Annotated in this window: 22 protein-coding genes; 12 read left to right on the top strand and 10 right to left on the bottom strand. The window is 44.7% G+C overall.

Annotated features, from left to right (window positions below; genetic code table 11):
- Positions 1-260 precede the first annotated feature (260 nt).
- The 3 genes from A28LD_RS05275 to A28LD_RS05265 are packed head-to-tail and all read left to right on the top strand — an operon-like array spanning position 261 to position 5,499.
- Positions 261-2,954 carry a TonB-dependent receptor gene (locus tag A28LD_RS05275; protein ID WP_007420036.1) on the top strand — a complete coding sequence of 898 codons (2,694 nt, stop codon included), beginning with the start codon at positions 261-263 and terminating at the stop codon, positions 2,952-2,954.
- 50 nt (positions 2,955-3,004) lie between these two features.
- Positions 3,005-3,721 carry a membrane protein gene (locus A28LD_RS05270; protein ID WP_007420035.1) on the top strand — a complete coding sequence of 239 codons (717 nt, stop codon included), beginning with the start codon at positions 3,005-3,007 and terminating at the stop codon, positions 3,719-3,721.
- The gene (locus A28LD_RS05265; protein ID WP_007420034.1) at positions 3,718-5,499 is read left to right on the top strand and encodes a 2Fe-2S iron-sulfur cluster-binding protein; all 1,782 of its coding nucleotides are present in this window, start codon (positions 3,718-3,720) and stop codon (positions 5,497-5,499) included. The genes A28LD_RS05270 and A28LD_RS05265 overlap by 4 nt, the downstream gene beginning before the upstream one ends.
- Before the next feature lie 79 nt (positions 5,500-5,578).
- On the opposite strand, the gene A28LD_RS05260 is transcribed toward A28LD_RS05265, so the two are convergent.
- The 5 genes from A28LD_RS05260 to A28LD_RS05240 form a co-directional block, all read right to left on the bottom strand.
- Entirely contained in the window at positions 5,579-5,758 is a 180-nt protein-coding gene (locus A28LD_RS05260) for a DUF6435 family protein (protein ID WP_007420033.1), read from the bottom strand.
- A gap of 109 nt (positions 5,759-5,867) precedes the next feature.
- Positions 5,868-6,326 (bottom strand): bacterioferritin, encoded by a 459-nt coding sequence (gene bfr, locus A28LD_RS05255; protein ID WP_007420032.1) that lies wholly within the window; start codon positions 6,324-6,326, stop codon positions 5,868-5,870.
- An 8-nt stretch (positions 6,327-6,334) separates the two neighbouring features.
- Positions 6,335-6,799, bottom strand: a complete 465-nt coding sequence (gene bfr / locus A28LD_RS05250) for a bacterioferritin (protein WP_007420031.1) — start codon at positions 6,797-6,799, stop codon at positions 6,335-6,337.
- Positions 6,800-6,843: 44 nt separating this feature from the next.
- Positions 6,844-7,107, bottom strand: coding sequence for a bacterioferritin-associated ferredoxin (locus A28LD_RS05245; protein ID WP_007420030.1), 264 nt, complete (start codon positions 7,105-7,107; stop codon positions 6,844-6,846).
- A gap of 160 nt (positions 7,108-7,267) precedes the next feature.
- Positions 7,268-8,620 carry an MFS transporter gene (locus tag A28LD_RS05240; protein ID WP_007420029.1) on the bottom strand — a complete coding sequence of 451 codons (1,353 nt, stop codon included), beginning with the start codon at positions 8,618-8,620 and terminating at the stop codon, positions 7,268-7,270.
- A gap of 194 nt (positions 8,621-8,814) precedes the next feature.
- Here A28LD_RS05240 and A28LD_RS05235 point away from each other — a divergent pair, with 194 nt between their 5' ends.
- The 8 genes from A28LD_RS05235 to A28LD_RS11910 all read left to right on the top strand — a co-directional run bounded on the left by A28LD_RS05235 (position 8,815) and on the right by A28LD_RS11910 (position 15,112).
- Positions 8,815-9,807 carry an LLM class flavin-dependent oxidoreductase gene (locus tag A28LD_RS05235; protein WP_007420028.1) on the top strand — a complete coding sequence of 331 codons (993 nt, stop codon included), beginning with the start codon at positions 8,815-8,817 and terminating at the stop codon, positions 9,805-9,807.
- 88 nt (positions 9,808-9,895) lie between these two features.
- Positions 9,896-11,914 carry a bifunctional metallophosphatase/5'-nucleotidase gene (locus A28LD_RS05230; protein WP_007420027.1) on the top strand — a complete coding sequence of 673 codons (2,019 nt, stop codon included), beginning with the start codon at positions 9,896-9,898 and terminating at the stop codon, positions 11,912-11,914.
- 110 nt (positions 11,915-12,024) lie between these two features.
- Positions 12,025-12,534 (top strand): RNA polymerase sigma factor, encoded by a 510-nt coding sequence (locus A28LD_RS05225; protein ID WP_007420026.1) that lies wholly within the window; start codon positions 12,025-12,027, stop codon positions 12,532-12,534.
- A complete protein-coding gene (locus tag A28LD_RS11915) occupies positions 12,527-12,985 on the top strand; it encodes a zf-HC2 domain-containing protein (protein WP_007420025.1) in 459 nt (152 codons plus the stop codon). The genes A28LD_RS05225 and A28LD_RS11915 overlap by 8 nt, the downstream gene beginning before the upstream one ends.
- Complete coding sequence (locus tag A28LD_RS05215) at positions 12,982-13,308, top strand: YbjQ family protein (protein ID WP_007420024.1); 327 nt, start codon at positions 12,982-12,984, stop codon at positions 13,306-13,308. Before A28LD_RS11915 ends, A28LD_RS05215 begins: the two co-directional genes overlap by 4 nt.
- 135 nt (positions 13,309-13,443) lie before the next feature.
- Positions 13,444-13,923, top strand: coding sequence for a DUF4199 domain-containing protein (locus A28LD_RS05210; RefSeq protein WP_007420023.1), 480 nt, complete (start codon positions 13,444-13,446; stop codon positions 13,921-13,923).
- A gap of 55 nt (positions 13,924-13,978) precedes the next feature.
- Complete coding sequence (locus tag A28LD_RS05205; RefSeq protein ID WP_007420022.1) at positions 13,979-14,350, top strand: DUF6746 family protein; 372 nt, start codon at positions 13,979-13,981, stop codon at positions 14,348-14,350.
- A gap of 3 nt (positions 14,351-14,353) precedes the next feature.
- A complete protein-coding gene (locus A28LD_RS11910; protein WP_007420021.1) occupies positions 14,354-15,112 on the top strand; it encodes an META domain-containing protein in 759 nt (252 codons plus the stop codon).
- Here the strand turns inward: A28LD_RS11910 and deoD are convergent.
- The 5 genes from deoD to A28LD_RS05175 all read right to left on the bottom strand — a co-directional run bounded on the left by deoD (position 15,092) and on the right by A28LD_RS05175 (position 19,817).
- The gene (gene deoD, locus A28LD_RS05195; RefSeq protein WP_007420020.1) at positions 15,092-15,805 is read right to left on the bottom strand and encodes a purine-nucleoside phosphorylase; all 714 of its coding nucleotides are present in this window, start codon (positions 15,803-15,805) and stop codon (positions 15,092-15,094) included. The two genes, A28LD_RS11910 and deoD, sit on opposite strands and share 21 nt — an antisense overlap.
- 19 nt (positions 15,806-15,824) lie before the next feature.
- Positions 15,825-16,412: a hypothetical protein gene (locus tag A28LD_RS05190; RefSeq protein WP_007420019.1), complete on the bottom strand. Its 588-nt coding sequence runs from the start codon at positions 16,410-16,412 to the stop codon at positions 15,825-15,827.
- Between the two features lie 80 nt (positions 16,413-16,492).
- A complete protein-coding gene (locus A28LD_RS05185) occupies positions 16,493-18,037 on the bottom strand; it encodes a putative bifunctional diguanylate cyclase/phosphodiesterase (protein WP_007420018.1) in 1,545 nt (514 codons plus the stop codon).
- 122 nt (positions 18,038-18,159) lie between these two features.
- Entirely contained in the window at positions 18,160-18,786 is a 627-nt protein-coding gene (locus tag A28LD_RS05180; RefSeq protein ID WP_007420017.1) for a hypothetical protein, read from the bottom strand.
- A gap of 422 nt (positions 18,787-19,208) precedes the next feature.
- Positions 19,209-19,817 carry an FMN-dependent NADH-azoreductase gene (locus A28LD_RS05175; RefSeq protein ID WP_007420016.1) on the bottom strand — a complete coding sequence of 203 codons (609 nt, stop codon included), beginning with the start codon at positions 19,815-19,817 and terminating at the stop codon, positions 19,209-19,211.
- A 169-nt stretch (positions 19,818-19,986) separates the two neighbouring features.
- Between A28LD_RS05175 and A28LD_RS05170 the strand changes: the two genes are divergently transcribed.
- On the top strand, positions 19,987-20,925 hold the full coding sequence (locus A28LD_RS05170) for a LysR substrate-binding domain-containing protein (protein ID WP_007420015.1): 939 nt from the start codon (positions 19,987-19,989) through the stop codon (positions 20,923-20,925).
- Positions 20,926-20,951 lie beyond the last annotated feature (26 nt).

Here is a 20,951-nt window from a genome sequence, read left to right as displayed (position 1 = left end):
TAAAAATTCATATACAACTTAAACGAGGAGAGCTTTATAGATTAAAAAAACACCATATAAAACATCATTAATTAAAAATAAGATGACTATACAAGTTGCGCAAATGCGTTAGCTTGGTGGTTGATATGGGCAAAAACATAATAAAAATAGCTACTTATTCGATGGTTTTGTATGAATAATAAAGTTGCATATACATCTTGTTCACTGGTATGAATAAAGGTGTGAGATAAAAATAACGCAACACATGGGGAAATAAAAAAATGCATAAATTATCATTGCTCGCAATAGCGGTTGGCGTTGGTTTATCACCAGCTCCACAGGCGTTAGCTCAAGATTCAGAGGCAGAAGCTGAACGAATTGAGCGTATTAGTGTAACGGGTTCGCGCGTTCTGAGAGCAGAAGCGGAAAGCGCAGCACCGGTTCAAGTATTTACGGCAGAAGATATCGAGGCTTCAGGCCTCACTTCTATGGAGCTTGTGCTCCAGAAAATGTCGGCTTCGGCGGGGTTTGGCGGCAACCAAACCAGCGCTTATTGGGTTGGCGGTGGTTGGGGAACCACCCAGGTTAACTTACGTGGGTTGGGTGCTAACCGCACGCTGGTGCTACTTAATGGCCGCCGAGTGGTAAATGGCGGTACGGGTGCAAATAGCTCGGTAGATTTAAATACACTGCCATTAACCATGGTTGAACGAATTGAAGTATTGAAAGATGGCGCCTCAGCAATTTATGGTGCTGATGCCGTAGCTGGTGTAGTGAATGTAATTACCCGGAAAAGCTTCGATGGCGTAATGGTTGAAGGGCGTGTAGCTGGAACAGATAAAAGTGATGGTGAAGAGCGCTCTGTTAACTTGATGTTTGGTACTAGCTCTGATCGCGGGCGCTTAGTTTCAACCATAAGCTTTCGAGATACCGATGAAGTAAATATGGGTGACCGCGCAGCGTGCGCATTAGCTGAAACTTCGCCTGGAGAACTCGGCTGTTTTGGTAGTGCTTCAACTCCTGGTGGCCGAGCTGTTATTACTAGCGGGCCAGAAACTGGCCGAATGATTAACTTTAATCAAACTGCTGGTGGTGATCCGAAAGGGTTTGAAACTTACAGCGCAGGTGCTCATAACGTTGATTTCTTCAATATGTTGAACGCTGTTAACCCGGTAACCACTATTAGTTTTTCAACCTTCGGCGATTACCGTGTTGGCGATGAAACTTATGTGTTTACTGAAGTGCTATATAACAACCGGCGTTCAAGCCAGATAGCTACTCCAGGTACGCTGCGGAATATAAATTATTCAGCTGATCATCCAGATAACCCAGTTGGCGAAGATATTCGCATCGTTCAGCGACGCTTAGAAGAAGCTGGGCCACGTGGGTTTGAGCAGGATGTGAACACTTTCCGCGTAGTAGCAGGGATGAATGGTTTAATTGATTACAATTGGGCGTGGGAAGTAGCTTATAACTTTGGCCGCACTACGGGTAATGATGCCGGTACCAACATTGCAAACCTTGAGCGTATGAATCGAGCAATTGATCCGGATACCTGTGGTAGTAATGGGGTGCCATGTGCCGATTTAATTGGGTTAGGTAATGTAAGCCAAGAAGCACTCGATTATATGCTATTTCGTATCAACGATTATGGCGGCAACCAACAGCAATCGCTTACCGCTAACGTTGCGGGTGATCTTTTTGAGATAGGCGATCGCGTTATTCCAGTAGCATTTGGTTTGGAGCATCGCAAAGAACGAGGCTGGCGCGAACCTGATTCATCTGTAGTAGCCGGAATAATGAACACTAACCGGAAGGAACCGCTAAGTGGTCATTATTCGGTTACAGAACTATATGCTGAAACATCAGTTCCGCTTATTTCTGATCAGAAATTCGCTGATTCCGTGTTTCTAGATCTTGCTTATCGTTACTCTGATTACGATACATTTGGTAGTGATGGTAACTATAAGCTTGGCCTGCACTGGAATGTAAACGAAAATGTGAAATTCCGTGCAACCCAATCCACAGCCTTTCGTGTGCCAAATATACCAGAGCTTTTTGGTGGTATCGGTGAAGGTAATTTAACTACATCAGATCCTTGTTCAGGCTGGGATCAGCCAGGTGCAAACCCAACGGTAGCAGCAAACTGCCAGGCTGATGGTGTACCTGCAGGTTACGCACAATTTGGCTCTACTGTGCTTACACGCACGGGTGGTAATCCAAATTTACAGCCAGAAGATGCAGATACTTTTACTGCTGGCGTTGTTTGGGATGTGGGCTATGTTGAAGGTTTACAAATCACTGTAGATTACTTCGATATTCAAATTGAGAATGCTATTCGTGGTGTTGGCGGTTCAACTAAGCTGAACGCATGCTACAACTCGGAAAACTTATCTCATCCGTTCTGTAGTTCAGATACTTTTACTCGAGATCCTCTCACGGGTTCGTTGGATTTCTTGTCTTCTCAGCCTGCTAACGTAGCTACAGAGAAAGTTTCTGGTATGGACGTTTCGGCATTTTATCTAACGAGCATGTTCGGTTTAAATGCTAAATTCAATATCAACTTAACCTATCTAGATGAATACACGATTGAGCCTTTCCCTGGCGCAAGCGCTATTGAATATGCGGGCAAGATTACTGGCGGTAGTGGCAGTTTCACACGTATCCGTTCAGATGCTTCAGCTACATTCTCTGGTGAACAGTGGCAATTCCATTACGGTGTTCGCATGATTGGCGCCGCAAATGATATCAATGCTTCACCTGGCGATTTGGGATCGAAAGTTTCGAATACTTTCTATCACAACGTTCAGGGAGCATGGTTCATTGATGATAATTGGACGCTTAGCGCAGGTGTAAATAACTTGCTGGATAAAAAAGCACCTTTTATTCGTAGCTGGACTGATGCCAATACCGACACGATGACATATGACCTCATGGGGCGTCAGCTCTATGTGAAATTACGTTATCAGTTCTAAAGCTGTAGTGGCGGTGGAATCTCCCACCGCCATTTTGTTGGGGAATGTCTATGCAAAATCAATCTTCCGCATTTCGTACTTGGCATCGGTGGTTATCACTGATTGTTGGTGTGCAAATGCTGATATGGGCTGTTTCGGGTGCCTACATGGTATTTGTAAAACTCCCATTCATTCACGGTGTTCATCTTACGCAAGAGGCTGATGGTGTTCTTCATAACCCAGCGGCTGGCATTCGGATTGCCGATGTTATTGCTACTTATCCAGATGCTCATGATGTAAAAATTGTTAACCGAACTATTCATGGTGAGCGCCAAGATGTTGCACAAGTGCACTCTGGAAGCGATAAGTTTCTTGTTGATCTACGTACTCTCGCACCAATTCAGTTAGCTGCTGGCGATATCCGCGCGTTGGCTCAGGAATATTATAAGAAGGGCAATAATCCAATAACGAACGTTGAACTGCTTACTGAGAATCCACCAACGGAACTTAGTGCAACACACCTGCCAATTTGGCGAGTGGACTTCGATGATTTCGGGAATACCAGCCTTTACCTTCACCAAGCAACAGGTGAAATGACAGTTCGCAGACACGATTTTTGGCGTGGTTTCGACATCATGTGGATGTTGCATATTATGGATTATAAAGATCGCGTTGATATTACAACGTGGTGGTTGCGAGCTTTCATTTTCGGCACTTTCTTGTTTGCTTTTACGGGCAGTATTCTTGTGGTGCAGACATTGCGTTCTAACCGGAGGAAGCCAATATGAAATTCTTACAATGGCTCCATCGTTGGACCGGCTTAATTATTGTTCTACAAATTGTTTTATGGACTATCAGCGGGCTCTATTTTGCGCTTGTTGACCACCATGGCATGAAGGGGCATCAATACCATACAGCGCCGCAATCTATTAATTTAGATTTAGGGCATGCCAAGAATATGAATCCAAGTTGGTGGAATAACTTTGAGGAAGTTCGTTTGCTGCGGCACGAACTTGTTTTGGGAATTCCTAAGCTTGAAGTTCATCATCGTGGTGGTATTAGCTATTTGAACGGGCAAACGGGTGAACCTTGGGTAACCTCGGAAAACTTGGCAAAAGAAATAGCTTTATCGACTTACTCCGGCCCCGGTACACCAACTCGTGTAACTCCGATCTCTACCTCTAGAGAGTTACACGATTGGCAAGGAGAGGGCTACCAAGTTGACTTTAATGACGACTTAAATACTCGAGTATACGTAGATAGTATTTCGGGAACAGTTCTCGACCACAGAAATACTCCCTGGGTGGTTGCTGACTGGATGTTCCGATTGCACTTTATAGACTATACCGGTGGCCGGAACTTTAATAACCTTGTGATTGTTGCCGCAGGTGCGGTTACGCTTTGGTTTGCACTAAGTGGTTTCATTCTCTTAGTGAAGCTATTAGCTAGCGGTGAAATGCGCTTTACCTTTAGAAACGCTCCGCTATGGGCTACGGTTGGTGCTAACCAACACAAGTTTTCGGAGCGAGCTCATAAAACAGTTCTACAAACACTCCAAGATAATGATGTGTTGGTAGAAAGTGGCTGTGGCGGCGGCGGTTCTTGTGGTTTGTGTAAGGTAACCGTGAACGGCACAGCTGAGATTACAGCAGCAGAGCGCGATCTATTATCCCAAGAAGAACTTTCTGAAGGCATTCGTTTGGCTTGTCAGCATAGAATTGGGAAAGTGCAAAACGTAGAGGTTACTGAAGTTAATGCGCAGAAGCATTCGCTCACATTGGTTTCCTCAAGTTTCTTAACGCCAATGCTGCGTGAGTTGCGCTTCCTAGCTGAAAATGGCGAAATTGAATATTCTGCCGGCCAATATATGCAATTCTTAATACCTGATGGTATTACTGCTATACGGCCTTGCGATATACCTGAGGAATTCCATTCGAATTGGGCCGCAATTCAAGATGGTAATTTCAAACACATTGCTGTGCGCAGAAGTTACTCGATGGCTACCAAGCAAAATGGAAATGAGCTCGTGTTTACTGTCCGTTATCAACCACAGGCCGAAGGTGCGAAAGCTCCGGGAGTTGGTTCAACGTATTTGTGTAACCTGAAACTAGGTGAGCAGATTTTAGTTGAAGGCCCATATGGTGATTTCACACGTATGGCAGGTGATACCAGAAAGCTATTCTTTATCGGTGGTGGGGCAGGTATGGCACCGCTTCGCGCATTGATTCAAGAAGAGCTTTCGAGCAAAGTACCGCGCGAGATGGTTTTCTATTATGGCGCTCGAGATGTAAATGAGCTGGTTTATAGAAAGGAACTTGAAAGCATAGCGGAATCTAAAAAATTAAGCTTTGTACCGGTACTATCGGATGCCTTAACGGATTCTGATTGGCTGGGAGAGCGGGGCTTTGTTCATGAGCAGGCACTAACGTATCTAAGTAGTGTGGATGTGCACGAATACGATTTTTATATTTGTGGGCCGCCAAAAATGCTGAGTGCAACACTCAGCATGCTAGCAAACTTAGGTATTGATCAAAGCCGGATTAGGTTTGATGATTTTGGTAACTAAGTAGTTAGTATAAAGTATTAAAAAAGGGTGGAGCCTATAGTTAGGTACCACCCTTTTTCTATCTAAATACGCAAAAAAATTATTTAGTGTCACCACCTTCTAAGCGCTGTATTTCTTTCCACAATTCATCGGCTTCGGCTGAAAGCATAGAGTGGCTGCGAATATCGCCACGGCGTTGCGCTTGCATCGATTTTTCTTGGACCTGCTTCATTTTCTTACGCAGCTTGGCGGTTGGGTTAGATTTAAATAATCCGAACATGCTTAATTTCCTAAAATTGCGGTATATTGCTTAGTTACGCTTAAGCTGCCGTTAAAGATTGCTGCTATATAAATATACTTTCCGTTTATGCTGGCTAGCTGAAAATGTATTACATCATGGCCTGTAAATAGCGTTCAAGGCCAAGACGGTGAATTAAGCCCAGTTGCTGGCGCAACCAATAGGCATGGTCTTCCTCGGTATCTTTGAGGATGCCTACCAACATATCGCGGCTTACAAAATCGCGTTGCTGTTCACACAATTCGATAGCTGATTTAAGTGCGGTAGCGTTTTTACGCTCTAACTCCAAATCAGCTGCTAGCATTTCTGCCACGTTATCAGCGTTAGGCAACCCATGGCGGGTTTCTAAATCGGGCTTGCCACCGAGATAGAGTATACGCTCTATGAGAAGTTTAGCATGGCCGCGCTCATCATCAGCTTCGTGAGAAATGCGCTCAAATAACTTACTAAACCCCCAATCCTCGTATTGTTCGGAGTGCGCAGTGTATTGGTCAATAGATGTGAGTTCCCACGCTAACAAACCGTTTAAGGTATTCACTACGTTAGTCATATTGGCTCCTATAACTGCTGTTGTAGATAGTTTTCCACACCAAGCGTATCGATTAGGCTACATTGGGTATCGAGCCAATCTTGGTGCTCTTCTTGCTGCGCTAAGATATCGGCTAGCATTTTTCTACTCACAAAATCTTGTTCGCCTTCGCACACGGCAATAGCATCGCGAATATGCCGAATATCATCGGTTTGTAATTTATCATCGAGCTTTAGCATTTCGCTGGGCTCCTCACCGATGTTAAGTTTGCCTAGCTCCTGTAAGTTAGGCAGGCCATCAAGTAATAGAATACGCTCGATAATCTTATCGGCGTGTTTCATCTCTTCGATGGAAGCTTGATAAACCTTGTTGTTTAACTGTGAGAAACCCCAGTTTTTATGCATGCGTGCATGCAAGAAGAACTGATTTAAAGTAGTTAATTTGCGCGTTAAAACTTTATTCAACGCTAATAGAACGGTGGAATTGCCCCGCATGGCAGATACTCCTCGAAAAACGCTTAGTAAGCTTTAAGCCTAGTTTAATTTGTAGGAAGAGTAAAATAACTGGAGGATACAGATGGCGTATTGCTGGGAACAAATATTTCCGGCTTGCCAGATGAATTTTGGCGTGCTGATGAATTTTGCATTGCTTCATTGATAACGCCACGAGCCATAAATGTGCACTTGCCACACTGATCGCCTAAACCAAACTGTTGGCGAAGTTCGCGCACTGAAGCTGTGCCGTTGTTTACGGCCTGAACAATTTGCTTATCGGTAATGCCTTTGCACAAACAAACATACATAAATAAAGCCCTACTTTGTTGACAATGCATAATCATTTAAACACAAATGCGAATCGTTATCAATAGCAGGGAGGCCGCGCTTTGCTTATCTTCGAGAAAAAGAATAGCTAGGGAGTTTTATTCCCTAGCTCGGGCTTTTAGCAGCCAATGTGATGTGGGTTTATGAATTGGCCTTCATACCTGTTTTAGTGGTTATGTGTTCCAACCCATGGGCATTTGGCCCTGTTTCACTGCGCCAGAGTTTGAATGCAAAGTAGAGGCCGGTTGCTGCAAGCCCAGTATAAAACCACATGCCGGGTGAATAACCCGCAGTGTTTTCTGGGCTGGCGTTGTTCATATCGTTTAGTAGGCCAACTATTGGAGGAACAATCATCCAGCCAATTTGCTGGCAGAATGTCATGATGGCGAAGGCAGTACCCAATCGCTGCTCTTTAACGATGTAGGCTACCGAAGGCCACATTACGGCTGGAATAAGCGAGAACACTGCGCCGAGTAAGAAGATCACTATAAACAGAGTGAGTGGCACCATGGCACTGCCAATAAATGGAATAATTAGATTAATCTCGGGGCCCGGTGGCAAATAAGTAACGGCCAAAAATAGCGGTAGCATCACTAGGGCACCTGCGGCCATAAAGAGCGAGCGGCGGCCAACGCGGTCTACCCAAATACCGAATAATGGCGTAAGAATAATAGCGGCTACCGGCAATAAGCTACTGAGCAAGCCAGCCGCCTCCCGGCTAATGCCATGGGCCTGTTGGAAGTAATCGATGGCGAAGGTTCGGAACGGGAATACAGTGGCATAGAACACTACACAGAGCGCTACGATATACCAATACGAAGCACTGAATTTGTAGAGGCTTTTGAAATCAACTTTCTCAGCGGCAGAGCTGGTACCTACTTGGTAGCGGCCCTCGGCACGGCGTTCCATAATCCAATATAAAATGGCGGCAGTTACCGAGATACCGGCAACTGCAGTGGCTAGCCACAATGGATCTTGCCAGTTGGTGTAGAGCGGGCTAGCAAACGAGGTAGACCAATCGGCAGATGCAGAACCCAACCGCGAGATAGATAAATTTATACCAAAAGCGAAGCTAAGCTCTTTACCTTTAAACCATTTGGAAAGCACAGTTACCGCAGCCACAATTAGTGGTTCAGCGCCAATACCTAACATAAAGCGGCCGGCGAGAATTACTTCGTATTTTGGCGTGATTACGGTGAGTACGGCTGCAAACAAGCATATAACGGCAAAAACGGTAATGGCTTTTTTAGTGCCCCAGCGATCAATGGCATAACCGCCCGCAAGTAAAACTAGAAGCGCCGCGGCATTGTAAACCGAAGAAAGAAGGCCGATTTGTTGGTAGCTCAGATCAAGGTCTGAGCGCATTAGATCAAGCACTGGCCACATGGAATCATAAACGTAGTAGTTGCCAAACATGGCTAAACTTACAAATAGTAAAATAAGCCAGCGATACAAGGGGGAAGGTTCTGGGAGCGCTGTTTGTGGTGATGGCATGAGCTTTCTCTTGTGCTAGTTATATTGTTATTGCCGCTATTTAACCAGTGCGCTCAAAGAATGAAAAGTATTTCATGCAATATATACGTAGTGATCAGTTGAAGTATCAGTGCTAACCACCCACTTGTGAGTTATAGAACGCATGAGGTAAATAACTTAAGCAGCCTATAATCGGCAGCAAACAAGGTTTAACCATGATTAAGTTTTCAGTATTAGATTTAGCACCTGTTACTACAGCGAACAATGTAGGGGAATCACTGCGAAATTCTGGCGATATCGCTCGGCATGCAGAAAAGTGGGGTTATCACCGCTTCTGGATGGCTGAACATCATAATATGAAAGGCATTGCCAGCGCGGCCACAGCAGTGGCCCTAGGTTATATTGGAAGCCAAACCGAAACAATTCGAATTGGCGCTGGTGGTATTATGCTGCCTAATCACGCACCGCTGATCATTGCCGAACAATTTGGCACCTTAGCGGCGCTCTACGGCGATCGAGTGGATTTAGGCTTGGGCCGAGCGCCAGGCACCGATCAAGCAACCGTTCGTGCATTGCGCCGAGATCCAAATAGTGCCGAAGATTTCCCCAGTGATGTGCAAGAGTTACTGAGCTACTTGCAAGAAGCGCAACCTAGCCAACGTATACAGGCCACTCCGGGGCAGGGTTCAAATATACCGGTTTGGTTGCTCGGTTCTAGCCTTTATAGCGCTCAGCTTGCGGCCGCATTAGGCTTGCCCTTTGCTTTCGCCTCGCATTTTGCGCCTGATTATCTGCACATGGCGCTGCAAGCCTATCGCGCTAACTTCAAACCTTCGCAATATCTGCAAAAGCCTTATGCCATGGCGGTAGTAAATGTGTTTGCTGCGGATACTAATGAAGCAGCGAAAGCATTAATGAGCTCTATGCAATTGCAGTTTGTAGCGTTGCGGCAGGGGAACCCGGGGCCGCTACCAGAGCCGGTAGCGGATATTAGTAAGGTAGTTGATCCAATGGCGCTAGCTGGTGCTAATCACGCATTGAAATACACAGCCGTAGGCACTGGGGAGGAAGTAAATACTTACTTATCTGATTTTGTTGCGGCCACTGAAGTAGATGAAATAATGCTTACCTGCCATGCATTTGATCACAAAGCGCGTTTGCGGAGTTTTGAAATTGCGGCTAATGCCCCCGTGTTTAAAACCACTTAGCGGCTCATTGGCTATCGAAATGCGGCGAGCATGATTTGCACCGCGTTATTCGCTACACTCTATGCATCTTCGAACTGTTGGATGCATTATGAAACATTTAAACCCTCTTATTCTTGCCGTTTCGGCTCTTAGCCTGATTGCCTGTAGCGATGCTGAGCTTCCAGAGCGCGATACTCAAGCCGCGTTTTCACTTACGATAGCTCATATTAACGATACCCACTCGAGCTTTGATCCAGTAGCGAGCAGCTTCACCGCAAATGAAATGCGGGTATACAACGAATTTGGTGGCCATCCGCGCATTCTTGAGCAAGCTAACTATTTTCGCTCGCAAGCAGAAACCGAAAACCAAGCAATGTTGTTTTTACACGGTGGCGATGCATGGCAAGGTAGCGCCTATTTTAAATTGAATGAAGGCCGCATGAATGCCGATATCCTAAGCCGAATGCAGCTCGATGCAATGGCGCTTGGGAACCATGAGTTTGATTTAACTAATGCGCATTTAAATGAATTTTTGAGTTCGGTAAATTTCCCAATTGTAGCTGCAAACGTTGATGCGAGCGCCGATGCAGATTTACAGAACCAAACTAATTTGCTGCCTTATGTTGTGTTTGCTTTCGATGGTTACAGCAAGCAACGTTTAGTACCGGGCGAGGATTTGCCCGAGGGTTATGAGTTAGTAGCTGTATTTGGTTTAGCGCTCGATGATATGCCGAATATTGCCCCGAATACCGGCGATTTGGTGTTTGCCGATATGGTAGCAACAGCGCAGAACATGGTGGATGAATTCCACGCTATGGGGATTAATAAAGTGGTGGCCCTAACCCATATTGGTAAGGCTATTGATGTTGAAATTGCTAATCAAGTGAATGGTATCGATGTAATCGTGGGTGGCCATTCGCACACGCTTCTAGGCGATTTTTCTGAATTAGGTATGGGCTACGCAGGCACTTATGCTGAGTGGGTTGTTAACCCTAATGGCGAATCGGCAACCTGTGTTGTACAGGCAGGCGAGTATGCACAAGCCATTGGCCGTGTTGAGATAGATTTCACTATCGATGGGCAAGTGCTCGATTGTGTGGGTGGCAATACGCTTTTAAGTAATGATGTTTTTTACCGTGATGCAAATCGCACAGAAGATAGTTATTTAGGCGGCGAAGCTACTTCACAAGTTCTCGATTTTATTGCGGTTAATCCAAGAATTGCGGTTGTGAACGAAGAAAATAGTATGCGTATGCACATTGATTCGGTATATCGCCCCGCTATGGAAAATGCCTATGGCGCTGAGTTAGGTATGGTACCTGCACAAATTACCCACATACGCACTCCAACTGAAGCTTACCCTTCAGGCTCAGAAGTGGCGCCCTTGGTAGCGCTTGGTCAGTACCAATGGGCAGCAAGTGAAGCCGTGGCACGTGTAGCTGGTTTACAAGCCGATTTTGCTTTGGTGGGTGCTGGTGGTGTTCGGCAAAACTTGGCGCAGGGCCTTTTGCGCGAAGGTGATATAACCCTTGAGCTGCTGCCATTCTCTAATTTTATTTCAATTGTTCCGCTTACTGGGGCACAAATCACCCAGCTTTTACAAGATACTGTAGCGGCCACAGTTCCCGCGGGTGCGCATGCAGGTAAGTTTCCTTATGGCGGAAACATGCGGTATCGCTTTGATGAAACGCAGCCGGGAGTAACGGGCGAAATTGTAAGCGTTGAAATCAATCGAGGCTCTTTAATGGAGCCGGAATGGCATTTGCTAGAGGCCGAGGCAACTTATAACGTAGCGATGAATAGCTATAATGCTACTGGCAATGATGGCTGGGATGTGCTTTATGAGGCGCAAAAAGAAACCTCAGAGCGGGTTGATTTAGCCTATGTAAATGGCGAACTCACGGCCTTTGCTGTTGAGCGTATTTCGCGCACCGAAGATGGCCGTTTACAAGTGATATATGAAGCCGAAGCATTGCAGTGCGATATCGCTGGCATGGCTTGTAACACCGATGCCATGGCGGTAGTAGAATTTATCCGTGATGTTTATGTGCCGTTACGCGGTGCAATTTTGCCACTGCCCTACAGCGTGGTTGATTGGAACCTAGAGGAAAGAGAAGATAGTAACTAAAGTAAGGGGCCAATTGGCCCCTTACTTATTTTAGAAAACATGGAATAAAACTAATCCTCCATTCGTTTATTAAATAACTCTAACAGCAGTTTTACTTGCGAGAATAACCGGTGCATACATTAAATAATCCATATTTGCAGTGGTACTCAGGTGGCCTAGCGCTTGCTCGGAACTTACTTGGCTGCCCAGATACGGCACAAGATGTGTTGCAAACTGCGATAACAAAAACGTTATCAAATAAGCGAATGCCAGACGATCAAGCAGCTCAGCGTGTGTGGTTTTTCAAAGTAGTGCGTAATGGCTGTTTTGATTATTTACGCCAGCAACAAAAATTTGATCGATCGGCGGAACTTGAAGAGGTGTTAGGCGCTGCCGAAGCTATTGATGAGGTTGAAACGAACGAGCGGCAACGCTGGGTGCGTAAAGCCTTACAAACGCTCACGGTTGAGCAGAGAGAGATTATCGTATTGCGTGATGTGAACGATTTGAGTTACGCGGAAATTGCGCAAATTTTACAGCTCAATAGCGGAACGGTGATGTCGCGTTTACATCGCTCACGAATGGCATTGCGAGACGCCCTGCAACACCTAAAAGTAGAGAACGGAGGGATATATGAATAAGCCGAATCCTTGTGAAGCAGTAGAAGAAAAATTATCAGCCTATTTAGATGATGAGCTAACCCAGCAGGAGCAACAACGCATTTATCTGCACATTCAACAGTGCCCTGAGTGCAGTGCTTTATTGCAGGAATTAGAGAGCATGCGCACTGATGTAAAAGATGCGCTATTAACCAGTGTAGATGCTCGCGATTTGCCAACTATTCTTAATGATCAACCGGCACGTTGGTTGAGTTGGATAGGTTGGAGCTTATTTGCTTTAGGATTTCTACTGGTGGGCGGCTTCTTTGTGTGGGAGCTTTCCCGTGAGTTATTAACCGATACCGGAACGCCTTGGTGGCTCCGCCTCGGCGTGGCGGGCTTATACCTTGGGTTAGCTGTACTATTCTTGAGTGTACTTCGGCAGCGAATTGTTGCGCGTAAAACGGATAAATATAAAAAGGTAAACTTATGAAACCGATACTAGTAGTAACAACAGAAACCATTGCGGGTAAAGAAATTATCCAAACTTTGGGTATAGTGCGCGGAAATACCATTAGGGCCCGCCATGTTGGCCGCGATATTTTAGCCGGATTGCGAAATATTGTGGGTGGTGAATTGCATGATTACACCAAACTAATGGCGGAATCACGTGAGCAATCGATTGATAGAATGATAGATGAAGCGCGCTCTTTAGGTGCTGATGCTATTGTGGGCGTACGTTTTTCTACTTCAGTTGTAGCCACGAGTGCGGCAGAGATTTTAGTGTTTGGAACCGCGGTAAAGCTAGCGCCTTAAAATATGTGTGTTGGTAAAATTGCGCATTTATAAACTTCGCGTATAGTTAGCTTTAGCTGTTAACTTCGCGCTAGTTTCGCGCATTTTTAAGCCTATTGTGCATAGGTAAGCGCACAACAATAAAAAGGCAACGCCATGTTCTCTCAATATAAAACAGAAATTAAATGGGGTGTGATTTTCACCCTTGCAATGTTGGTATGGATGCTGATTGAACGTTTAGTAGGGCTGCACAGTACGCATATTGCCGTGCATCCTGTTTATACCAATATCTTTGCTATTATTGCGATCACCGTTTATGTTCTTGCGCTGCAAGCTAAGCGTGATAAGGATTTTGGCGGCAAGATGAATTGGGCTCAAGGCTTCATAACCGGTATCTATATCACTATTGTGGTGGTGATTTTAAGCCCGTTAGCGCAGCTTATTATTCATTATGTGATTACTCCGTATTTCTTTACCAATGCAGCAACGCACGCGGTTGAGATGGAGCACATGAACGCTGTGGATGCAGCCGCGTACTTCAGCTTTTCAAATTATTTAGTTCAGAGCCTTGTTGGCGCAGCCATTATGGGCATTATTACGGCAGCTGTTGTGGCATTGTTTGTGCGCAGAAAGTAGATATTCCAGCCTATTTTATTTTTTGTGAGGCATTAGTTAAACGTTAAGGTGATATATGAAAACATTAAAATACAGCCTAACTTGTATCTTCCTAGTTATGGGCATGCACTCGGCTGTTGCACAGGAACGTTTCGAACATTATAAAGGCGAACCTGCCACTACTTTAGAGCAGGCTTTGGTGAATTTCGCTGAGTATAATGAAAAGCTTTCGTTAGTGCTGGAAGGTGATTTGGAACCGGCTGATATGGCCGAAATCCACCAGCTCACGTACACGCTTGAGAACGCTCTAGAACGAATTACTATAGAACTATCACAACTTGCTGAAACCCTAGAAGAAGTGCATTTAGGCTCGGAGCGAATGGAGTATGAACGTGTTCGGGAGTCGGCGCGTTTGTACCTGGAAACGGCACGAAAAATAGAGAAATAATGAATGCCAAACAAAAATTGTCAGCGGCAAAATCGTGAATTGCTTAAGTTAACAAAACTCGTATCTTGGCTTGCACTGGGGTTAACCGTGAGCGCTTGCTCCGCACCCATAGAAAACGTGGAATGCTGTGTGGAAGAGGCGGGTGGTATCCTTTTAGAGGCACGCGGTAACGAGCCATTTTGGAATCTAACTGTGTTTGAAACACGAGTGGAAATGAATCGTTTAAGCGAAGAGCAATTGCGCTTTGCCTGGCAACAGAAGGCCGTTAATGATTATCAGCTGTTTGCGTCTGGTATCAGCGGAGCCGCAGGCTCCGCAACGTTTACTAATGAAATTTGCAATGATTCGATGACGGGAATGCCGTACCCGAAAACCGTAGTAGTGACGTTGGGTGAAGATACCTATTATGGTTGCGCTGGTGATTCTAGGGAATTATTAACGGTAGGTGAATGGCAAATCACGCACATAAAAGGCAATAGCATTGCGGCAAATGTAGATGTAACTATTAATTTTGGTGCTGATGGTGAAGCTTATGGTAATAGTGGCTGTAATCGTTTTGTTGGCCACTATTCGCACACAGGGGAAAATTTTCAGTTAAATCAATTAGCTTCCACGCGGATGGCCTGCCCGAGTATACAAATGGATACCGAAAGCGCCGTACTGGAAAGCCTAGGCGATGTAGTGCTATTCGATATACAGGAAGATGGAGCGTTGCATTTGATCACCCATTCGGGCGAATATTTACGCGCAATCTTGAAGTGAGCCTAAGGCAATCTCTATCATTTGCGTGAAGCCGGTTTCGCGCTTGCTGCTCGTTGTGGCTTCATTAGTTAGCAAATGGTCGGATACGGTTAATAAACATGCCGCGTGCTTGTTCAGAGTACGCGCATTATGAAACAACGCAAATGATTCCATTTCTACCGCTACGGCGCCAACTTCTTGGTAAATCTTCTTAAAACTCATGTGGTCGTTGCGATAAAATACATCACTGGAATGTATTATTGCGTGATGTATTTTTGTGCGGGCACGTTTTGCACTTTCTGTTAAGTATTGGTTCAATATAGTGCTAGGTGCATTAAATGGTGATGCTTCACCGTTTTGAGTTTGCGCAAATGTAGATTCCGACCACACTTTCTCTGCTAGTAAAACATCATGCAACTGAAGCGCTTCGGTATAGGCACCACAAGAACCAACTCGAATAATGTTTTCCACGCCGAATACGCTAAAAAGCTCCCAAGAGTAAATACCAATACTGGGCATGCCCATGCCGCTAGCCATAACACTCACCGGTTTGCCTTGATACTTCCCAGTGTAGGCAAGGATATTGCGCACGTTACTAATTTCACGGACATCCTCAAGGTAGGTTTCTGCGATAAATTTAGCGCGTAACGGATCGCCTGGCATTAAAACGGTTTTTGCAAAATCGCCAACTTTGGCGTGAATATGAGGGGTCATTGAATCTCCAATATGGCGTTCATCCAGAACATACGATATCGGCAGTTGGTTCTAGTATGCGTGGATTGCTCAAGGTTATTTGCATGGCAGGCTCCGCCCAACGCTCTAGAAACGAGCGATTACTACGCACCGGGCAGCTACCAACTCGGAATTCTCTACCGTTAACATCGGTAAGCTCGAAATCAAAATGTACTGGGCTTTCTAGGGGATTCCGCACAGAAAAGAACATGCCATAGCTGCCGCGTATCTGGGCGAAAAATAACTCAAAGGTACGTTCAGGGTGTTCATTTTCTTCTACCGCGCGAAGCTCAGTAATATTATTTTCGTCATCAATATCAGCTTCGATGTATAGGCGTTCGCCCGGCAGGACAGTAATATCGCCTTGGTAAACAACAGGCCAATATTGCAGTTGGGTAAGGGTGTATTCACCTTCTGCAGTAGCAACCAAAATATCAATATCCTCTCGGCAGGTATTGGTTTCGCAATACTGCTCAAGAGTTAGTGGCTTCACCACTATTGGCGGTTGTGGTTGCTCGCTACCGTTCGTTTGGCAACCGAAAAGCACAATGCACATTAGAAGAAACAAACAAAACCGAAGGGCCTGCATATTTAAACTCATTTAAAGTGGTGGAAACCAGTTAGCCATGTAAAGCTTCGCATCGAGATTGCCCGCCCATTGTACTTTGTTCAGTTTGTAGCGTGCGAGCTTGCTTCTAATATTGATTTTAGATGCGTTTGCTTGGAACTACAAAATTCCACCAGTGATTTCATTGGCATGGGCTGCGCTAATAAGTAGCCTTGTAGTTCATGGCAGCCATATTTCTGTAAGAACTCAGCCTGTGCCTGACACTCTACACCTTCCCCCACAACACGCAACTGTAATGAATGAGCCATAGCTAAAATGGTTCTTACAATGGTTCGATCATCTTCGTTGGTAGGAATATCGCGAATGAAGGAACGATCAATTTTAACTTCATCGATTGGAAGTTTCCGCAAGATACTAAGTGAGGAATAGCCGGTTCCGAAATCATCTATGGAGATATTAATTTTGGCTTTTTGCAGTGAGCTTAAAACTGCGAGAGTATTTTCAAAGTTATTGATAGCTGCTGTTTCTGTGAGCTCAAGCTGTAACAACGACCAATCTTCTACAAATTCGAATCGAGAGCGAAAGCGATCAATACTGTTTTCATCTTCAAAATCATGTGCAGAAACATTTATTGATAATCGAGGCACTTCTTTACCTAACAGGTTTGCATCGGTTAACTCTGCTAGTGCTTTTCTACAAACAAAATCGGTAATATTGCCAATTAACCCTTGTTGCTCAGCCAATGGAATAAATGTATCTGGTGATATTGGGCCATGCTCTGGGTGGTGCCAGCGTAATAACGCTTCAACGCCGGTAATTTCAAGTGAATTAGCATCGAACTGAGGCTGATAAGCAATACTTAGCGAGTCAGTTTCTAATGCTTGCCTTAAATCTGCGGTGAGCTGCAAACGTGAGTGCATATTTTCACCAAAAAAGTGATCGTAAACACGCAAGTTTCCGGCACCGAGGTTTTTTGCTTCTTCTAAGGCTATATTTGCAGCATTGGTTAAATCACGGGTGTTATCGGCATCATTAGGATAAATAGCAATACCAGCGCAAGCAGATACTGAAAGTGCATCGAGCCCCTGAATTTTTAATTGACGAATTTTTTTCTGAAAACCCTGAGTTAAAGTAATTGCTTCATTACAATCCTTAATGTCGGTAACTAATATAGTAAATTCGTCACCCGCTACACGGCCAAATATACAGCGCTTTTCACGAAAATATTTCCGCATTGCGGTGGCGATATCTTTAAGGAGTTGATCACCAGCTTGTTGGCCAGCGGAATGATTTACTTTGCGGAATTCATCGAGGTTTAAACTAATAAGCCCAAGCATACGGTTTTCTTGTTTGGCTAGGGTTATTTCTGAATTCAAATCTTGTTGAAACATGTGCCGATTTAGTAATTGCGTAAGGCTATCGCGCTCTGATAAAGAGCGTTCGCGGCGAATTCCGCTGAACATTAAGAAATATAATAGAAAACCGGTAACAAGAATAAAGGCCCAGCCTTTGTAGGTTTGCAACTGGGTAAGAGTTTCCGAATCGGTGATAATGCCGGCAAGAAAGCGATCTGAATACAAGATCCAAAGAATACCAAATATAATATATATCGCTGTTCGTAACGCAGTTGATTGCCAGGGAGCCATATATTCGCAATAGCCTTTGTCAATTTTAGTTTAAAAACATAACAGCCATGAAAGTTAAAGGAAAGGTACTAATAGAGTACTATCTTGATACTTATTATCAGCTGTATCTCATTCTGATGTGCCTAAAAGTGTAATGAAAACCCAATTTTGCCGCTCCAAGCTCGGCTATATATCCCGGCACCAAGATATAAATCAACCCGCTCAAATAAGTTATATCGCACATCGCCGTGCCAGCTTGAAGTACTCATTCCACCAGTTTTGGAAAACTGAATGTAACTAGAGATATCTAAATTCTCATTAAGCCTTCCGCGCATTCCGGCTTGGGTAATGAAACCATGTTCGCCTACGTTGTAGCTATCCGTTTCCATTTCAACTCGGGTTGCGCCGGCTAATACAAATAAATCAGCGCTATCGCTCGCTGCCATTCGTAACCCGCCCATCAGATTAAGCTGGTAAGCATTCATATCGCCAAGATTTTGGCCATTAGTTATCTCACCTGCGTTTAACTCAACGGCGAAAAGCCCATGAGCCATTACTGGCAGGCTTGCTCGTAAATTAAGAACATCGGCCTTAGCATCGCTATCCCGATCGCGCTCGGTGGCATAACTAATATCAAGTACTCGCCAGTTTGGCCCGTGCAAAATATTATCGTCATCATTCGCAAATGCATTAGCACTAATAGTCGTATTTAAAAAACCGAGTATGGTTAGCAATAAAAAATACTTTAACGAACGTGCTTGAATGAACATTTCACACTTACCTTGTTATTGTTGTAGGGCATTTATTCGTAACACCATTCAGGGCGCAATTTATTTGCTAAGCGTTTATGGCTGCCTCATTGCACTCTGCATCATTGGAATGACGTTTGTACTCTCTGCGTTGCAGTTATTAATTGAATCTAGGCAACATGAGTACGAGTAGTTTCAGAATACTTTAGCAATACTGTAGATACTAGCCTCTGAAGTGAAATTTATGGGTAAAAACGTTGCTAGATAAATTGAATGCATAAAAAAAGAGCTTTCAATCAAAGTGAAGTGCCCCCCAATAGTTGGACATCCAATTACTGGGGGCACTTCACAATCAAAGAGAGCTCTTTTTATTCATAGGTTGTTAGCAATAGTGCCTGCAACTTCAATAGTAACTATCAGAACTTCAACTTCTAGCTACTTCCTTAGGCATTCAATGCTGTGATTTCTTCGCTTGCTGCAGCAATGGCGTTAGCGCGCGGCTCTTCACCTAAATTCACACCTTCAGCACGAACAGTGGTTACATCGGTGATACCAATAAAGCCAAGCACGCCTTGCAAGAAACTTTCTTGGTGCTCCATACCTACAGCAGGGCCTTCGCTATAAATGCCGCCGCGGGCAGAAGCGATATATACTTTTTTGCCGAGAACTAGGCCTTCAGCGCCGCTCTCGGTATAACGGAAAGTGCGGCCCGCTTGTGCGATACGGTCTATCCAGGCTTTTAACTGAGTAGGAATCGAGAAATTGTACATTGGTGCGCTAATAACAATGACATCGGCGGCAAAAAGTTCTTCTAACAATTTTTCGGTAAGGGCCAACTCACTTACTTGGCGCTCGCTGCGTTCAGCTTCAGCGGTGCCTCCAGCGAGCAGGATCTCAGCGTCTAAATGATTAATCGGTGTATTGATCAAATCACGCACAATCACTTTTGCATCGGTATTCTGTGCCGTTAAACGCGCTACAATTTTATCGCTTAGTTGGCGGCTTACTGATTGGTCACCAAAAATGCCAGCTTGGATGTGTAAAATATTCATGTTTATACCTCGTTTGTGAATAACAGCATTGCTACGAGCAAGGTTGTTTATTAGGCTGAAGCCGCAAGAAAAATCTTTAGCTTCGAGAATGCGTTAATCATAAAGATGTTCCACTTTCACTACTAGATAGGTAATATGAGAACTACTGTTTCATAAATGGAACAATTAAATGAAAGATATTACCAACCTTGCCTGGTTCGCTCACGTTGTTGAGCACGGCAGTTTTAGCGCAGCGGCACGTAGCCTTGGTATTCCGAAATCCACCCTAAGTAGGCGAATTGCTGATCTAGAGAGTGAATTAGGTGTACGGCTATTGAATCGCACTACCCGAAAGCTCTACCTTACCGATGTAGGAAGAGAATTCTTAGTTCATTGCCAAACGGTTGTGGCGGCCGCTAATGCGGCTGAGCAGGTTACCCAATTCGTTCAAGAGAAACCCAGAGGCAAAGTGCGCTTAAGTAGCCCTTATGCCATTAGCCAATCATTGCTAGTGCAGATTCTACCGGAGTTCATGGCACGTTACCCCGATGTAAGTATCGATTTAGTAATGACGAATAAGCCGGTAAACCTAATTGAAGAGCAGGTTGATATAGCCCTTCGTGTGCGGCCTACTCTTGAGGAGTCATCACTTATTGGCCGTGAGCTATTACCTTCAGGTCAAGCTTTGTATGCTAGCCCCAAGCTAGTGGCTGAATATGGGGAGCCGCAACATCCAACCGATTTAATGAATTGGCCAGCGCTATCAATGCATTATTCATCTGGGCGCTATCAATGGTCATTTTTGAGTGAGAGTGGCGAAAACTTAGTGGTATCTTATCAAGCGCGGCTTATAACCGATGATTTATGGGTACTCCGAGAAGCAGCTTATCAACATCAGGGTGTTGTTTCCTTGCCAACTTATTTATGCCGCGATTACGTGAAGCAAGGGCGCTTGGTGAGGGTATTACCACGGTGGCAAATGCCGGTAGGCAAGTTACATTTGGTTTACCCATACCGGCGTGGCTTATTACCGGCTGTCCGTGTTTTAATTGATTTCTTGGTAGAAAAAATGCCGATTGCTGCCGGCGTGGCAGGTATCGCATCTGATAATGATGCACTTAGCCTTTAAGCGCTTTAGTATGAAATGATTGAATA

The organism is Idiomarina sp. A28L, assembly GCF_000218785.1.
Taxonomy (GTDB): domain Bacteria; phylum Pseudomonadota; class Gammaproteobacteria; order Enterobacterales; family Alteromonadaceae; genus Aliidiomarina.
This window is presented reverse-complemented; position numbering and strand designations above follow the sequence as displayed.

Bases quoted from the DNA above. Each gene is read 5' to 3' on its own strand.
- A28LD_RS05275 (WP_007420036.1), top strand. From the start codon at position 261: ATGCATAAATTATCATTGCTCGCAATAGCGGTTGGCGTTGGTTTATCA.
- A28LD_RS05270 (WP_007420035.1), top strand. From the start codon at position 3,005: ATGCAAAATCAATCTTCCGCATTTCGTACTTGGCATCGGTGGTTATCA.
- A28LD_RS05265 (WP_007420034.1), top strand. From the start codon at position 3,718: ATGAAATTCTTACAATGGCTCCATCGTTGGACCGGCTTAATTATTGTT.
- A28LD_RS05260 (WP_007420033.1), bottom strand. From the start codon at position 5,758: ATGTTCGGATTATTTAAATCTAACCCAACCGCCAAGCTGCGTAAGAAA.
- bfr (WP_007420032.1), bottom strand. From the start codon at position 6,326: ATGACTAACGTAGTGAATACCTTAAACGGTTTGTTAGCGTGGGAACTC.
- bfr (WP_007420031.1), bottom strand. From the start codon at position 6,799: ATGCGGGGCAATTCCACCGTTCTATTAGCGTTGAATAAAGTTTTAACG.
- A28LD_RS05245 (WP_007420030.1), bottom strand. From the start codon at position 7,107: ATGTATGTTTGTTTGTGCAAAGGCATTACCGATAAGCAAATTGTTCAG.
- A28LD_RS05240 (WP_007420029.1), bottom strand. From the start codon at position 8,620: ATGCCATCACCACAAACAGCGCTCCCAGAACCTTCCCCCTTGTATCGC.
- A28LD_RS05235 (WP_007420028.1), top strand. From the start codon at position 8,815: ATGATTAAGTTTTCAGTATTAGATTTAGCACCTGTTACTACAGCGAAC.
- A28LD_RS05230 (WP_007420027.1), top strand. From the start codon at position 9,896: ATGAAACATTTAAACCCTCTTATTCTTGCCGTTTCGGCTCTTAGCCTG.
- A28LD_RS11915 (WP_007420025.1), top strand. From the start codon at position 12,527: ATGAATAAGCCGAATCCTTGTGAAGCAGTAGAAGAAAAATTATCAGCC.
- A28LD_RS05215 (WP_007420024.1), top strand. From the start codon at position 12,982: ATGAAACCGATACTAGTAGTAACAACAGAAACCATTGCGGGTAAAGAA.
- A28LD_RS05210 (WP_007420023.1), top strand. From the start codon at position 13,444: ATGTTCTCTCAATATAAAACAGAAATTAAATGGGGTGTGATTTTCACC.
- A28LD_RS05205 (WP_007420022.1), top strand. From the start codon at position 13,979: ATGAAAACATTAAAATACAGCCTAACTTGTATCTTCCTAGTTATGGGC.
- A28LD_RS11910 (WP_007420021.1), top strand. From the start codon at position 14,354: ATGCCAAACAAAAATTGTCAGCGGCAAAATCGTGAATTGCTTAAGTTA.
- deoD (WP_007420020.1), bottom strand. From the start codon at position 15,805: ATGACCCCTCATATTCACGCCAAAGTTGGCGATTTTGCAAAAACCGTT.
- A28LD_RS05190 (WP_007420019.1), bottom strand. From the start codon at position 16,412: ATGCAGGCCCTTCGGTTTTGTTTGTTTCTTCTAATGTGCATTGTGCTT.
- A28LD_RS05185 (WP_007420018.1), bottom strand. From the start codon at position 18,037: ATGGCTCCCTGGCAATCAACTGCGTTACGAACAGCGATATATATTATA.
- A28LD_RS05180 (WP_007420017.1), bottom strand. From the start codon at position 18,786: ATGTTCATTCAAGCACGTTCGTTAAAGTATTTTTTATTGCTAACCATA.
- A28LD_RS05175 (WP_007420016.1), bottom strand. From the start codon at position 19,817: ATGAATATTTTACACATCCAAGCTGGCATTTTTGGTGACCAATCAGTA.
- A28LD_RS05170 (WP_007420015.1), top strand. From the start codon at position 19,987: ATGAAAGATATTACCAACCTTGCCTGGTTCGCTCACGTTGTTGAGCAC.